Annotated in this window: 13 protein-coding genes and 1 riboswitch; of the genes, 11 read left to right on the forward strand and 2 right to left on the reverse strand. The window is 66.3% G+C overall.

Translation table 11 applies throughout. From position 1 onward, the window contains the following. The first annotated feature begins 156 nt into the window (after positions 1-156). The 6 genes from A9975_RS08520 to A9975_RS08545 are packed head-to-tail and all read left to right on the forward strand — an operon-like array spanning position 157 to position 6,995. Positions 157-1,704, forward strand: coding sequence for a carboxyl transferase domain-containing protein (locus A9975_RS08520; RefSeq protein ID WP_183032205.1), 1,548 nt, complete (start codon positions 157-159; stop codon positions 1,702-1,704). Positions 1,705-1,755: 51 nt separating this feature from the next. Beyond that, a complete protein-coding gene (locus tag A9975_RS08525; protein WP_255503114.1) occupies positions 1,756-2,766 on the forward strand; it encodes a tripartite tricarboxylate transporter substrate binding protein in 1,011 nt (336 codons plus the stop codon). Position 2,767: 1 nt separating this feature from the next. Further along, the gene (locus tag A9975_RS08530; RefSeq protein ID WP_183032207.1) at positions 2,768-4,879 is read left to right on the forward strand and encodes an acetate--CoA ligase family protein; all 2,112 of its coding nucleotides are present in this window, start codon (positions 2,768-2,770) and stop codon (positions 4,877-4,879) included. After that, positions 4,876-6,315, forward strand: coding sequence for an acetyl/propionyl/methylcrotonyl-CoA carboxylase subunit alpha (locus A9975_RS08535; RefSeq protein ID WP_183032208.1), 1,440 nt, complete (start codon positions 4,876-4,878; stop codon positions 6,313-6,315). The genes A9975_RS08530 and A9975_RS08535 overlap by 4 nt, the downstream gene beginning before the upstream one ends. Further along, positions 6,315-6,527: an acetyl-CoA carboxylase biotin carboxyl carrier protein subunit gene (locus A9975_RS08540; protein WP_150989934.1), complete on the forward strand. Its 213-nt coding sequence runs from the start codon at positions 6,315-6,317 to the stop codon at positions 6,525-6,527. The genes A9975_RS08535 and A9975_RS08540 overlap by 1 nt, the downstream gene beginning before the upstream one ends. Positions 6,528-6,548: 21 nt before the next feature. Then, positions 6,549-6,995: a PaaI family thioesterase gene (locus tag A9975_RS08545; protein WP_006156489.1), complete on the forward strand. Its 447-nt coding sequence runs from the start codon at positions 6,549-6,551 to the stop codon at positions 6,993-6,995. A gap of 4 nt (positions 6,996-6,999) precedes the next feature. Here A9975_RS08545 and A9975_RS08550 read toward each other — a convergent pair whose 3' ends face one another. Beyond that, positions 7,000-7,440, reverse strand: a complete 441-nt coding sequence (locus A9975_RS08550; protein ID WP_183032209.1) for a PGDYG domain-containing protein — start codon at positions 7,438-7,440, stop codon at positions 7,000-7,002. Positions 7,441-7,620: 180 nt separating this feature from the next. Beyond that, a complete protein-coding gene (thiD, locus tag A9975_RS08555; protein ID WP_183032210.1) occupies positions 7,621-8,451 on the reverse strand; it encodes a bifunctional hydroxymethylpyrimidine kinase/phosphomethylpyrimidine kinase in 831 nt (276 codons plus the stop codon). A gap of 74 nt (positions 8,452-8,525) precedes the next feature. Continuing rightward, positions 8,526-8,606, forward strand: a riboswitch (S-adenosyl-L-homocysteine riboswitch). Positions 8,607-8,737: 131 nt separating this feature from the next. On the opposite strand from thiD, the gene ahcY reads away from it, so the two are divergent. From ahcY to A9975_RS08580, 5 genes are all read left to right on the forward strand, one after another. Next, on the forward strand, positions 8,738-10,171 hold the full coding sequence (ahcY, locus tag A9975_RS08560; RefSeq protein WP_183032211.1) for an adenosylhomocysteinase: 1,434 nt from the start codon (positions 8,738-8,740) through the stop codon (positions 10,169-10,171). Positions 10,172-10,300: 129 nt separating this feature from the next. Beyond that, entirely contained in the window at positions 10,301-10,654 is a 354-nt protein-coding gene (locus tag A9975_RS08565) for a phage holin family protein (RefSeq protein ID WP_150989950.1), read from the forward strand. Positions 10,655-10,716: 62 nt separating this feature from the next. After that, complete coding sequence (gene metF, locus A9975_RS08570) at positions 10,717-11,547, forward strand: methylenetetrahydrofolate reductase [NAD(P)H] (protein ID WP_183032212.1); 831 nt, start codon at positions 10,717-10,719, stop codon at positions 11,545-11,547. 22 nt (positions 11,548-11,569) lie between these two features. Beyond that, positions 11,570-11,932 carry a TfoX/Sxy family protein gene (locus tag A9975_RS08575; protein ID WP_183032213.1) on the forward strand — a complete coding sequence of 121 codons (363 nt, stop codon included), beginning with the start codon at positions 11,570-11,572 and terminating at the stop codon, positions 11,930-11,932. Between the two features lie 31 nt (positions 11,933-11,963). Then, the gene (locus A9975_RS08580; RefSeq protein WP_183032214.1) at positions 11,964-12,734 is read left to right on the forward strand and encodes a Mut7-C RNAse domain-containing protein; all 771 of its coding nucleotides are present in this window, start codon (positions 11,964-11,966) and stop codon (positions 12,732-12,734) included. Positions 12,735-13,202: the final 468 nt, after the last annotated feature.

The raw sequence follows: 13,202 nt of genomic DNA on the forward strand, positions 1-13,202 counted from the left end.
TCTCCGTTGTGGGCACTTTTGTGTCCTTATCGTGGACACAATATCAGCGAGCGATAAAAAGAACAATGAAATCAAGGGCTGATGCGCCTGGCACGTTTGCTGCGTTTATGCCTTTAGATAGCCCACGACCATAACAACAGCACTAAGGAGACCGCCGTGTCCTGGCAGCCCGAAATCGATGAACTGGCCTACCGCAAGCAACTCGCCGCGCAGCTCGGCGGCCCCGACAAGGTCAAGCGGCACAAGGACGCCGGCAAGCTGACCGTGCGCGAGCGCATCGACGCGATCGCCGATGCCGGATCGTTCCGCGAGGTGGGCGCGCTCACCGGCAGCGGCCAGTACGATAGCAACGGCCGCCTGGTGGGCCTGACGCCCGCCAACCTGGTGATGGGGCGCGCCAAGGTGGAAGGCCGCCCGGTGGTGCTGGTGGGCGATGACTTCACCGTGCGTGGCGGCGCCAACGACGGTGCCGTTGGCGAGAAGCTGATCCATGCCGAGAAGATGGCGCACGACCTGCGCTTGCCCATGGTGCGGCTGGTAGACGGCACCGGCGGTGGCGGCTCCGTGCGCAATATCGAGAACAAGGGCTACACCAACATCCCCACCATGAAGGTGTGGCAGCACGTGGTGGAGAACATGTCGCTGGTGCCGGTGGTGTCGCTGGCGCTGGGCTCGGTGGCCGGCATGGGCGCGGCGCGCGTGGCCGCGAGCCACTACTCGGTGATGGTCAAGGGCACCGCGCAATTGTTCAACGCCGGCCCGCCGGTGGTGGCGCGCATTGGGCAGGTACTGGAAAAGAACGAGCTCGGCGGCAGCCAGATCCATACGCGCAACGGCGTGGTCGATGACGAAGTGGCGAGCGAGGAAGAAGCCTTTGCGCGCGCGCGCCGCTTCCTGTCCTACCTGCCGGGCTCGGTGCATGAACTGCCGCCGCGCGTTGAGCCAACCGACGATCCCGCCCGCCGCGATGAATGGCTGCTCAGCGCGATCCCGCGCGACAGCCGTTCCGTCTACAAAGTGCGCCCCATTGTCGAGACGCTGGTGGACCAGGGCTCCTTGTTCGAGATGGGCCGGCACTGGGGCCGCGCCATCGTGACCGGGCTGGCCCGCGTGGATGGCTGGCCGGTGGCCGTGGTCGCGAGCGATCCATATCACTACGGCGGTGGCTGGGACGGCCCCACCGCGGAGAAATTCATCCGCTTCGTGGACCTGGCCGAGGCCTTCCACCTGCCGGTGATCAATATGGTCGATATCGCCGGCTTCCAGATCGGCCTGGAAGCCGAGAAGGCCGGCACCATGCGCTACGGCGTGCGCGCGCTGGCCGCGGTGTACCAGGCCACCACGCCGTGGTGCTCCGTGATCCTGCGCCGCGCCTATGGCGTGGCGGCGGCCGGGCATCAGCATATGGGCCGCTTCAACTTCCGCTACGCATGGCCGTCCGGCAACTGGGGCTCGCTGCCGATCGAGGGCGGGCTGGAAGTCGCCTACAAGGCCGAGATCGAAGGCGCCGACGACCCCGTGCAAAAGCGCGCCGAGATCGAGCAGCGCGTGCGCAGCCTGACGTCGCCGTTCCGCAGCGCCGAAGCCTTCGTGGTGGAAGACATCATCGACCCGCGCGATACGCGCTCGCTGCTGTGCGAGTTCGCCAACCTGGCGGCGCCGCTGCGCGAGCCGGGCGTGCGCAAGTTCGGCATCCGTCCCTGAGACGAGAGACCGCCAGGCAAATCAGATGCAAACAAAACAATGGAGACCGCCTTGCCCAATCACCGACCTATCCTTGCGCACCGTCCCACCCTCAATGCCATCGTCACTGCCACGCTGGCCGTTGGCGCCACACTGCTGAGCGCCACCGGCGCGCAGGCGCAGGAGCACTGGCCGCAGAAGCCCGTCACCATCGTCGTGCCGTTTCCCGCCGGCGGCATGACCGACCTGTTGGCGCGCCGCATCGCGCGCGACATGCAGGCCGAGTTCAAGCAACCGTTCGTGGTGGATAACCGCGCCGGCGCCAGCGGCCAGATCGGCACCGAGATCGTGGCACGCGCCAACCCGGACGGCTACACGCTGCTCGTCAGCGCCACGCACCAGGTGATCAATCCCGCGGTGCGGCCCAAGCTGCCGTACAACGCCAGCAAGGACTTCACCCCAATCGCGCTGCTGGCGACCACGCCCAACGTGCTGGTGGTGAACAACAATGTGCCGGTGTCGAACCTGCAGGAATTCCTTGCGTACGCGAGGAAGCAGAAGGACGGCCTGTCGTTCGGCTCATCCAGTATCGGCGGCGCCACGCATATGTCGGGGGAACTGCTGCGGCTGATGACCAACACGCCGCTGACGCATATTCCCTACAAGGGCGCGGCGCCGGCGCTGTCGGACCTGCTCGGCGGCCAGATTCCCGCGCTGTTCCATGACGTGATGACCATGGCGCCCTATGTGAAGGACGGCAAGGTCAAGGCCATCGGCGTGACCTCGGCCAAGCGCAGCGAGGCCTTGCCCAATGTGCCCACTATTGCCGAACAGGGCGTACCCGGCTACGAGGCCACCACGTGGATTGGTTTCTATGGGCCGGCCAACCTGCCCAAGCCGCTGGTGGAGCGCCTGAACCGCGACGCCGTGAAGAGCATGAACACCGCGGAGTCCAAGGCTAACCTGGCGCAGAGCGGAACCACGCCCGGCACGCTGAATGCCGAGCAGTTCGGCGCGTTTGTGCAGGCGGAACTGGTCAAGTGGAAGCGCGTGGCCACCGAAGCCAAGGTGAAGGTGGATTGAGATGAGCGACAACATTCTTGAATTGCTCGCCCCGCGTTCGGTTGCCATCCTTGGCGCCTCCGATAATCCGATCAAGGCCGGCGGCCGGCCGATCGATTACCTGCGCCGCTACGGCTTTGCCGGGCGTGTGTATCCGGTCAACCCCAAACGCGCGCAGATCCAGGGCCTGCAGGCCTATCCCGAACTTGCCGCGCTGCCCGATGCGCCCGATGTCGTGGTGGTCAGTGTGGCGGGGCAGGAGGTCGAACAGGCCATCGACCAGTGCCTGGCGATCAACGCGCGCGCGGCGGTGATTTATTCATCGGGCTTTGCGGAGCTTGGCGATGCCGGCGCGGCGCAGCAGCGCAGGCTGGTCGAGCGTGCGCGCGCGGGCGGCTTGCGCTTGTTCGGCCCCAATACGCAAGGCGTGGCCAACTTCCGCGATGGCGCGATCCTGCATTTCTCCACCATGATCAACGAGGAAGCCGGCCAGGACGGGCCGGTCGCCATTGTCAGCCAGAGCGGCGCGGGCTCTTCCATCGTCTACGGCGGCCTGCGCCGCAAGGGCATCGGCGTGCGCTATATGGTGGCGACCGGCAACGAGGCGGACATCACTGCCTCAGAGGTGCTGCGCGCGGTCGCGGCCGATCCGGACATCCGGGTGCTACTGCTCTATATCGAATCGCTGAAAGACCCGGCCGTGCTGGCGCAGGCCGCGCGCGTCGCGCACCAGCGCGACATTCCCATCCTTGCGGTCAAGGCTGGCCGCACGCAGGCCGGGCAACTCACCGCCAGCTCGCACACCGGAGCGCTGGCCGGTGAGGACGCATTGGCTGACGCCTTCCTGCGTCAGCACGGCATCCAGCGTGTGGCTGATTTCCGCGAGCTGGTCGAGTACAGCCAGGTGTTTATCGGCGGGCAGCGTCCGCGTGGACGCAAGGTGGTGGCGATCAGCAATTCCGGCGCAACATGCGTGCTGGCGGCCGATGCGGCCGAGGATCAGGGCCTCGCGCTGTGCCAGTTCGAAGGCGATGGGCAAGCCGCGCTCAAGGCAGTGCTTCCATCGTTCGTGTCGGCGCGCAATCCGATCGACATGACCACTGCGCTGCTGGGCCAGCCGCACATCTACGGGCAGACGCTGGAAGTGGTGGCCGCGCAGCGCCAGGCCGACATGATCTACGTGGGCTTTCCTATCGGCGGCGAGGGCTACGATTTTGCCGGCTTCTCCGCGCAGACCGGCCGCTTTGCGTCTGCCAGCGGCGTGCCGGTGGCGGTCAGCGCCAACCAGGAATGGGTGGCGCAGGCGTTCCGCGCGCAAGGCGTGCCGGTGTTCGACAGCGAGCGTGCCGCCATGCGCGCACTGGGCATGCTCGCGCGGCACGTGGAGGTGAATGCCACCGCGTTGGCCGAGCCCGCCGCGTTGCCGCCGGTGTTAGCCAAGGACAATGCGGCCTCCCACGTATCGCTCGATGAAGTGGCAAGCCTGGCGGCGCTGGCGCAGGCCGGTCTGCCGGTTGTGCAGCATCGCCTGTGCCGCAGCGCGGATGACGTGCGCCGCGCGCTGGGAGAACTGGGCACGCCAGTGGTCGCCAAGGGCGTTTCGTCCGATATCACGCACAAGTCCGAGCTCGGGCTGGTGCGCCTCGGCCTTGCCGACGAGGCGCAGGCACTGGCCGCCTTCCATGACCTGGACCGTGTGCTGCGAGGGCTGTCTGCCAGCCAAGGCATCGAGCATGGCGGCGTCTTGCTGGCGTGCCAGCAACGCGGCGCTTTTGAGTTGGCCGTGGGCGCGCACATCGACGACGTCTACGGACCGGTGGTGATGGTGGGGCAGGGCGGCGTGCTGGTCGAAGCGATGGACGACGTGCAGTTTCTCGTCGCGCCCTTCAACGTCACGCAGGCGCGCGAGGCCATCGGCCGGCTGCGCATTGCGCGCGCCTTCGGCGCGCTGCGCGGCATGGAGGCGGTCGATGTGGATGCGCTGGCGCAAATGCTGGTGCGCCTGGGTGACTGGATGGTGCGGGCACAGGGACAGGTACGCTCGGTGGACGCCAATCCGGTCATGGTGAGCCGCGCCGGCGTGGCGCCGGTGCTGGTCGACGCGGTGGTGATCCGCGCGGGAGAGACGGCATGAATGCCACGACGAAAGCCTGTGAAACCTTACGTCCGGTGCGTCCAGCATGTCCGGTACGCCGAGTGCTGGTCGCAAATCGCGGCGCGGTAGCGGCGCGGATCATCCGCGCGCTGCGCGGGCTGGGCCTGGAGTCGGTCGCGGTGTACTCGGATGCCGACGCCGGCTTGCCCTACCTGCGCGAAGCCGATGCCGCGCTGCGCCTGGGCGAAGCGCCGCCGCTGGCCAGCTACCTGGACCAGGACAAGCTGCTGGAAGCCGCGCGCGCCAGTGGCGCCGATGCGGTGCATCCCGGCTATGGCTTCCTGTCGGAAAACGCCGCTTTCGCCGAGCGCGTGGAAGCCGCCGGCCTGTGCTTTATCGGCCCGTCCCCGCACTGGATCCGGCGCCTTGGCCACAAGACTGAAGCGCGCGCTTTCATGGCCGCGCAAGGCATGCCGCTGGCGCCCAGCTCCGAGGTGCTGCCCGACGATATGGACACCGTTGCCGCCGCGGCGCAGGGTATCGGCTATCCGGTGCTGATCAAGCCCGCCGGCGGCGGCGGCGGCATCGGCATGGTGCCGGTGCGTGACGCGGCCGGCTTGGCCGCCGCCTGGCAGCAGGCGCGCTCGGTGGCGCAGCGCAGCTTTGGCCAGGCCGAGTTGTACCTGGAGAAGCTGGTCGAGCAGCCGCGCCATATCGAGTTCCAGGTGCTGGCCGACCGCCACGGCGGCGTGCGCATCCTGTGGGAGCGCGATTGTTCCGTGCAGCGCCGGCACCAGAAGGTCATCGAGGAAGCGCGCGCGCACGGGCTGGACCGTGCCGAGGTGCAAGCCATGGCGGCCAAGCTCTCGGCGTTGCTGTCCGGCATCGGCTACGACGTGATCGGCACGGTGGAAATGCTGCACACGCCGGCCACCGGATTCGTCTTCCTGGAGATGAACACGCGCCTGCAGGTGGAGCACGCCGTCACCGAGCAGATCACCGGCGTGGAGATCGTGGCCGCGCAGATCCGGCTGGCGCGCGGCGAGCGCATTGATGATGTGCTGCCGGGTGGCCTTGTCCCCGCGCAAGGGCATGCCATCGAGGCGCGCGTGTATGCCGAGGACCCGGTGCGCTTCTTCCCGTCGCCCGGCCTGCTAGAGGTATTCCGCCCGCCGCAAGGCGCGGGCATCCGCGTGGAAACCGGCTACGCCGAAGGCGCCTGCGTCACGCCGTACTACGACCCCATGCTGGCCAAGGTGATTGCCACCGGCGCCGATCGCGGCGAGGCCATCGCCACGCTGCGCGCGGCGCTGCGGGATTTCGCAGTTGCCGGCGTCAAGACCAACATCCCTTTCATCCTGCGCGTGCTCGCGCATCCCGATTTCCTGGCCGGGCGCATCGATACCGCGCTCGCCCAGCGTGTGCTGGCCACGCCTGCCGCAGAGAACCAACAACCTACCCAGAGAGCTGCCTGATGAACAAGATCGAAGCCGCGGTAAGCGGTCATGTCTGCGCCATCCACATCGAAGTTGGCGCTACCATTGCGCCCGGCGACGCCGTGATGATGATCGAGTCCATGAAAATGGAGATCCCGCTCGAATCCGAATATGCTGGCGTGGTCAAGGCCATCCTGGTGCAGCCCGGCGACGCCGTCGCCGAGGGCCAGGCTGTGGTGGAACTCGCATAACGCGAATAAGGAAGCATTGTTTTGGAAAGTCCCGCTCAGATTGTCCCGGTAGCACCGGGCACGCCCGAGAAACCCTACTTCGGCATCGACGTGCCGCTGATGCGCCATCTTGGCCTGCAGCCCGTGCGGATGGAAGAGGGCCTGTGCCGCACGCGCCTGCCGGTCAGCCCGTTCCTGGTCAACAGCCGGGGCGACGTGCATGGCGGCACCTTGATGGCCACGCTGGATTTCACGCTCAGCGGCGCCGCGCGCTCGCATGCGCCGCTGGAAACCGGCGTGATCACTATCGATATGTCCACGCATTTCCTGGCTGCAGCGCGCGGTGAACTGCACCTGGAAGCGCGCTGCATGCGGCGCGGCGCGCGCATCGCGTTTTGCGAGGGCGAAGTGAAGAACGCCGCTGGTGAAGTGGTGTGCGTGGCGCGAGCTGCGTTCAAGCTGGTGCCGCTGAGCAGCGGCGGCGACTGACGCTTCAGGCGTTGCCGCTGGCCGGCCGGTAGACCTGGGCGAAGCGCGCCTGCTGGACGATGCCGTAGTCGTTCGGCGCGTATTGCATCAGCCAGTCGCCTGCCGCGCCATGCAGCACGTCGCCGCCGGCTGAGCGGGCGATGCTGAAATCCTGGTCCATGCGTTTGGCCAGCACCACGCCCGGGATGTTCTGGTAGGCGCCATCCTGGCCGTGGGTGCCGGCTTGCAGCGGTTCGTACTTGGGGTCGAAGCGTTCGCGCGAGACGACCCAGCGGTCGCCGGTTGAGCCGGTGATGATGGCGTCGCCTGGCTGGTAGCGGTTGGGGCCTTCGAGGCTGATGAGTTCGCCGGGTTCCTTGGCGAAGGCTACCTGGACTACTTCGTGTTTTTGGTAAGGGGCGGCGGCAGGGTCGGTGCGCAGGTCGATGTGGGTGAGGGTGGGCATGGTGTTGTAAGGGCTTGGAAGCTCAAAGTCAAAGTCTAAGTCAAAGGCAGTTTCACTCCCCTGCGGGGAGCGACCTGTTTTCTTGTCTTGCCAAGAAAGTAGGCAAAGAAGGCGCCCCATACGGCCTCTAACACCGTCACGGCTCGCTTCGCTTCGCATTGGGAGGGGGCGGCTCGTGTTTCACCCCAGTACCCGCGGCGCAAAGCCGTGATTCAGCGGCCCGTTGCCCGCCCCAAGCGCAAAGTCAGCACCCGCCACGATCGCATCGGCGACAAAATCCAGCGCCACTTCCACCGCTTCCACCAGCGTATCGCCGCGCGCGAGTTGCGCTGCGATGGCCGCCGCCAGTGTGCAGCCGGTGCCATGCAGGTTGCGGGTGTCAACCCGCTGATGCGTGAACACGCGCACGGTGCCGTCGGCACTCAGCAGCAGGTCGTCCAGGCCGGCATCGGCCGGATCCAGGTGCCCGCCCTTGAGCAGCACTGCCGGGCAGCCCAGCGCTACCAGGTCGCGTGCCGCCTGCTCCATTTCATCACGCCGGGTGATCTTGCGGCCCAGCAGGTAGGATGCCTCGGGCAGGTTGGGCGTGACCAGCACGGCGCGCGGGAACAGCAGGCGCACCATGGCCTGGGTAGTGGCGTCGTCCGCCAGGGTGGCGCCGGAGGTGGAGATCATGACCGGGTCCACCACCAACTGGCGAATGCCATGCCGGTCCACCGCGGCGGCTACCGCCTCGACGATGGCGGCGGTGCCCAGCATGCCCGTCTTGGCCGCATCCACGCCGATATCGCTGGCAACCGCATCGATCTGGGCCGCCACCATGTCGGCCGGGATGGCATGTACGCCGGTCACGCCGAGCGTGTTCTGCGCTGTGATGGCGGTGATGGCGCTCATGCCGAAGCAGCCCAGCGCGGCAAAGGTCTTGAGATCGGCCTGGATGCCGGCGCCGCCGCCCGAGTCGGAGCCGGCGATGGTCAGGGTGCGCGGGGGGCGGTGTGTCGTCAGGGTCATGTGCTGGGCCGGCGGTCAAGAAAAATTCATGGCGGTGGCGGTGCCAAGCGTGCCGGGGCAGGCTACAATACCGCCACTCCGAGGAGCGTTGCAACGAATGGGCCTTATTGTGCCATTCGCCAGGCTCGGACTGTCTTCAACGGCGCTCGCTGATCCGTGGCATACACACGGAGGCGAGTCGACCTATCCGCCCGCTATGCAAAGGCCCTGGTTTTCACCATCCTTGCATGGCGCGGCCGTATTCCCCGCACTCGTCCTTCGTCGCCACTCTTCATCGGAGTGAAACATGAACGCAGTGACTGACCTGAAGAACGATTACCTCGTGGCCGACCTGGGCCTCGCCGGCTGGGGCCGCAAGGAAATCGCCATCGCCGAAACCGAAATGCCCGGCCTGATGGCCATCCGCGACGAGTACGCCGCTGCCCAGCCCCTGAAGGGCGCGCGCATCGCCGGCTCGCTGCACATGACCATCCAGACCGCCGTGCTGATCGAGACGCTGGTGGCGCTTGGCGCCGACGTGCGCTGGGCATCGTGCAACATCTTCTCGACCCAGGACCACGCTGCCGCGGCCATCGCCGCTTCGGGCACGCCGGTGTTCGCCTTCAAGGGCGAATCGCTGAAGGAATACTGGGACTTCACCCACCGCATCTTCGACTGGAAGGATGGCGGCACCCCCAACATGATCCTGGACGACGGCGGCGATGCCACGCTGCTGCTGCACCTGGGCGCCCGCGCCGAGAAGGACGCATCGCTGATCGCCAACCCGGGCAGCGAGGAAGAGACCTTCCTGTTCGCCGCGATCAAGGAAAAGCTGGCCAAGGACCCGTCCTGGTACAGCCGTAACCTGGACGCCATCAAGGGCGTGACCGAGGAAACCACCACGGGCGTGCACCGCCTGTACCAGATGGCGCAAAAGGGCGAGCTCAAGTTCCCCGCCATCAACGTCAACGACTCGGTGACCAAGAGCAAGTTCGACAACCTGTATGGCTGCCGTGAATCGCTGGTGGACGGCATCAAGCGCGCCACCGACGTGATGATCGCCGGCAAGGTTGCGCTGGTGGCCGGCTACGGCGACGTGGGCAAGGGCAGCGCGCAGGCACTGCGTGCCCTGTCGGCCCAGGTGTGGGTGACCGAAGTCGACCCGATCTGCGCACTGCAGGCCGCGATGGAAGGCTACCGCGTGGTGACCATGGAATACGCTGCCGACAAGGCCGACATCTTCGTCACCTGCACCGGCAACTACCACGTCATCACCCATGACCACATGGCCAAGATGAAGGATCAGGCCATCGTCTGCAACATCGGCCACTTTGACAACGAGATCGACATTGCCTCGCTGGAAAAGTACGAGTGGGACGAGATCAAGCCGCAGGTCGACCACGTGGTGTTCCCCGCCGTTGGCGATCAACCCAGCAAGAAGATCATCATCCTGGCCAAGGGCCGCCTGGTGAACCTGGGCTGCGGCACGGGCCACCCGTCGTACGTGATGAGCAGCTCGTTCGCCAACCAGACCATCGCCCAGATCGAACTGTGGCAGGAGCGCGAAAGCGGCAAGTACCCGGTCGGCGTCTACACGCTGCCCAAGCACTTGGACGAAAAGGTCGCGCGCCTGCAGCTGAAGAAGCTCAACGCGCAGCTGTCCGAGCTGACCGAGCAGCAAGCCGCCTATATCGGTGTGAACAAGCAAGGCCCGTACAAGGCCGATCACTACCGCTATTGATCTGCCGGTGGCCGGCGGCTGATCTGCGTTTGATCGACCGCCGGTTCGTCAACCCGCGGCGCCCGCGCGCCGCGGGTGCCGTGCCCCGAATCTGCCCCGAATCCGTTTTACCCAAGCGAAGGAGTCGTCATGAGATTGTTGGCCGTCTGGATCATCAACGCCGCCGCGCTGTTCCTGGTGGGTAGCCTGATCGATGGGATTCATCTTGGCGGCTTTGGCTCGGCCATGATCGCCGCGCTGGTGCTTGGCCTGGTGAATACCTTGATCCGCCCGATCCTGGTGATCCTGACCTTGCCGGTGACGCTGCTCACGCTTGGCCTGTTCATCTTCGTGATCAACGCGCTGCTGTTCCTGTTCGTGGGCAAGCTGCTGGCCGGTTTCGTGGTCACCGGCTTTGGCGCGGCCCTGCTCGGTTCGATCCTCTACAGCGTGATCTCCTGGGCCCTGTCGAGCGTGCTGCTCGGCGAACGCCGCAGCGCCTGACGCCGTCCGGCGTCCCATGCCAATTCTTCAGCGCGCCGCGCCATAGGCGGCGCGCCACCATCATGCAAGACCGCTACTTCAGCTTTGAATTCTTCCCGCCCAAGACGGCGGAGGGCGCCGAGAAGCTGCGCAACACGCGTGCGCAGCTCGCTCCGCTGCAGCCCAAGTTCATCTCGGTGACCTTCGGCGCCGGCGGCACCACCCAGCAGGGCACGCTGGACGCCGTGCTGGAGATCCAGCGCGAAGGCATCGAGGCCGCGCCGCACTTGTCGTGCGTGGGTTCCTCGCGCGAGAGCATCCGCAATATCCTCAAGACCTACCGTGAAGGCGGCATCCGCCATATCGTCGCGCTGCGCGGCGACATGCCGTCGGGCATGGGCGAGATCGGCGAGTTCCGCTATGCCAACGAACTGGTGGAGTTCATCCGCGCCGAGACCGGCGACTGGTTCAACATTGAGGTGGCGGCTTATCCCGAGTACCACCCGCAGGCCAAGTCGCCCCGCCACGATCTCGAGAATTTCGTGCGCAAGGTCAAGGCCGGCGCCGACTCGGCCATCACCCAGTACTTCTTCAATGCCGATGCGTATTTCCGTTTCGTCGAGGATGTGCGCGCCATGGGTGTGGACGTACCGATCGTGCCGGGCATCATGCCGATCACCAATTCCTCGCAGCTGATGCGCTTCTCCGAGATGTGCGGTGCCGAAGTGCCGCGCTGGGTGGCCAAGCGGCTGGAAGGCTTCGGCGATGACCGCGAGTCGATCCGCGCCTTTGGCCTGGATGTGGTCACCGCGCTGTGCGAGCGCCTGCTCGCGGCCGGCGTGCCGGGGCTGCATTTCTATACGCTCAACACGGCCAGCGCGACCAAGGCCATCTGGCAGCGCCTGAAGCTCTAAGGCATCCGCCCGCACCAGCGACATGCCAGCCCGCCGCCCCGACCCCTTCATCGACCATCTGCTCGAACTGCTGGGGCCGCTGGCGGCGCGCATCGGCCCGATCACCGCGCGCCGCATGTTTGGCGGGCACGCCCTGTACTACGACGGACTGGTGTTCGCGCTGGTGCTGGGCGGGCGCTGCTACCTGAAAGTGGACGACCAGACGCGCGGGGGCTTCGAGGCCGAAGGCGGCGAGCCGTTCCGCTACAGCCGCAACGGCCGCGAGATCTCCATGCAGCATTACCTGAGCGCTCCACCAGCCTGCCTGGAGTCGGCCGAGGCCATGACGGCCTGGGCGCGGCTTTCCGTGGAATCCACGCTGCGGCTGGCCAACCAGGCGGGCTGAGCCGCCGCCGGGCGGTGGCATACTTTGGCCCATGGCCACCGACCCTGCCACCGTCACCGCCACGTTTCGTTTCTACGAGGAACTGAACGATTTCCTGCCGCGCGCGCAGCGCGGCCGGGATTGCGTGTGCGCCTGCGCGCGCGCCGCCACCGTCAAGCACATGATCGAAGCGCTGGGCGTGCCGCACACCGAGGTGGAGCTGATCCTGGTGAACGGCGAGTCATGCGGCTTCGAGCGCCTGCTGCAGGATGGCGACCGCGTCTCGGTCTATCCCAAGTTCGAGGCCTTCGACGTCACACCGCTGCTGCGCGTGCGCGCCGAGCCGCTGCGCGCGACCCGCTTTGTTGCCGACGCCCACCTGGGCGGTCTGGCGCACCTGTTGCGCCTGACCGGATTCGACACGCTTTACGACAACCATTACGCCGATAGCGAGATCGAAGCCATCGCCATGCGCGAGGGCCGCATCGTGCTCACGCGGGACCGCGAGCTGCTCAAACGGCGCGGGGTCACCCATGGCTGCTACGTGCGCGCCATCAAGGCCACGCCCCAATTGCGGGAGATCTTCGCGCGGCTCGACCTGGCCCGTAGCGCGCGGCCGTTCTCGCTGTGCCTGGATTGCAATGCGCCGCTGCGGACGATCGACAAAACCGAGGTCGACGGCCGCGTGCCGCCGGGCGTGCTCGCGCGCCAGGAGCGGTTCGTGACTTGCGATTGCTGCCAGCGGGTGTTTTGGGAGGGGTCGCATTGGCGGCATATGCGGGGTTTGGTGGAGGAGTTGGTGCCTGTGGGGCGTTGTTTGTAGTTTGGGTTTTTGGCGTTGGTCGCTTGTTTCTTTGAGCGGTGTTGGTTTTTGGACCCAAGGGCCGTACGACATCTCCCTTGCGGGGTTGGTTGCTGTTTCTTTGTGCGGCGTTGGTTTTTGGACCCAAGGGCCATACGACATCCCCCTGCGGGGGCTGCCGGTCACTTTTCTTTGACCGGCAAAGAAAACTAACGAAAAGAAAGCCGCCCTGCCGGGAGCAGAGCAATAAGGCTTATGTGGGGCGGTGGTTGCGTCGTACGGCCCGGAGTGTTGGCTAGCCAATCCTACCGGCCCAAAGGGCATCGTTTCTGCATGACCCATGGGTTACGTGGTGCAGCCCCTGACCTCGTGTGCGGTGACCATTCCCACATCTGCCGTTCGCGGGGCGAAGTGCTGCGCCGTTTCGGGTGTGGCTGGTTTCGTGGTTTTGTCTCGGAGGGCAAGCCTGGTGAGTTGCGGGCGCGGCCC

The organism is Cupriavidus sp. UME77 (assembly GCF_014170355.1).
Lineage (GTDB): Bacteria > Pseudomonadota > Gammaproteobacteria > Burkholderiales > Burkholderiaceae > Cupriavidus > Cupriavidus basilensis.

Coding starts and splice junctions, on each gene's coding strand:
- A9975_RS08530 (WP_183032207.1), top strand. CDS start 2,768: ATGAGCGACAACATTCTTGAATTGCTCGCCCCGCGTTCGGTTGCCATC.
- A9975_RS08535 (WP_183032208.1), top strand. CDS start 4,876: ATGAATGCCACGACGAAAGCCTGTGAAACCTTACGTCCGGTGCGTCCA.
- A9975_RS08540 (WP_150989934.1), top strand. CDS start 6,315: ATGAACAAGATCGAAGCCGCGGTAAGCGGTCATGTCTGCGCCATCCAC.
- A9975_RS08550 (WP_183032209.1), bottom strand. CDS start 7,440: ATGCCCACCCTCACCCACATCGACCTGCGCACCGACCCTGCCGCCGCC.
- thiD (WP_183032210.1), bottom strand. CDS start 8,451: ATGACCCTGACGACACACCGCCCCCCGCGCACCCTGACCATCGCCGGC.
- ahcY (WP_183032211.1), top strand. CDS start 8,738: ATGAACGCAGTGACTGACCTGAAGAACGATTACCTCGTGGCCGACCTG.
- A9975_RS08565 (WP_150989950.1), top strand. CDS start 10,301: ATGAGATTGTTGGCCGTCTGGATCATCAACGCCGCCGCGCTGTTCCTG.
- metF (WP_183032212.1), top strand. CDS start 10,717: ATGCAAGACCGCTACTTCAGCTTTGAATTCTTCCCGCCCAAGACGGCG.
- A9975_RS08575 (WP_183032213.1), top strand. CDS start 11,570: ATGCCAGCCCGCCGCCCCGACCCCTTCATCGACCATCTGCTCGAACTG.
- A9975_RS08580 (WP_183032214.1), top strand. CDS start 11,964: ATGGCCACCGACCCTGCCACCGTCACCGCCACGTTTCGTTTCTACGAG.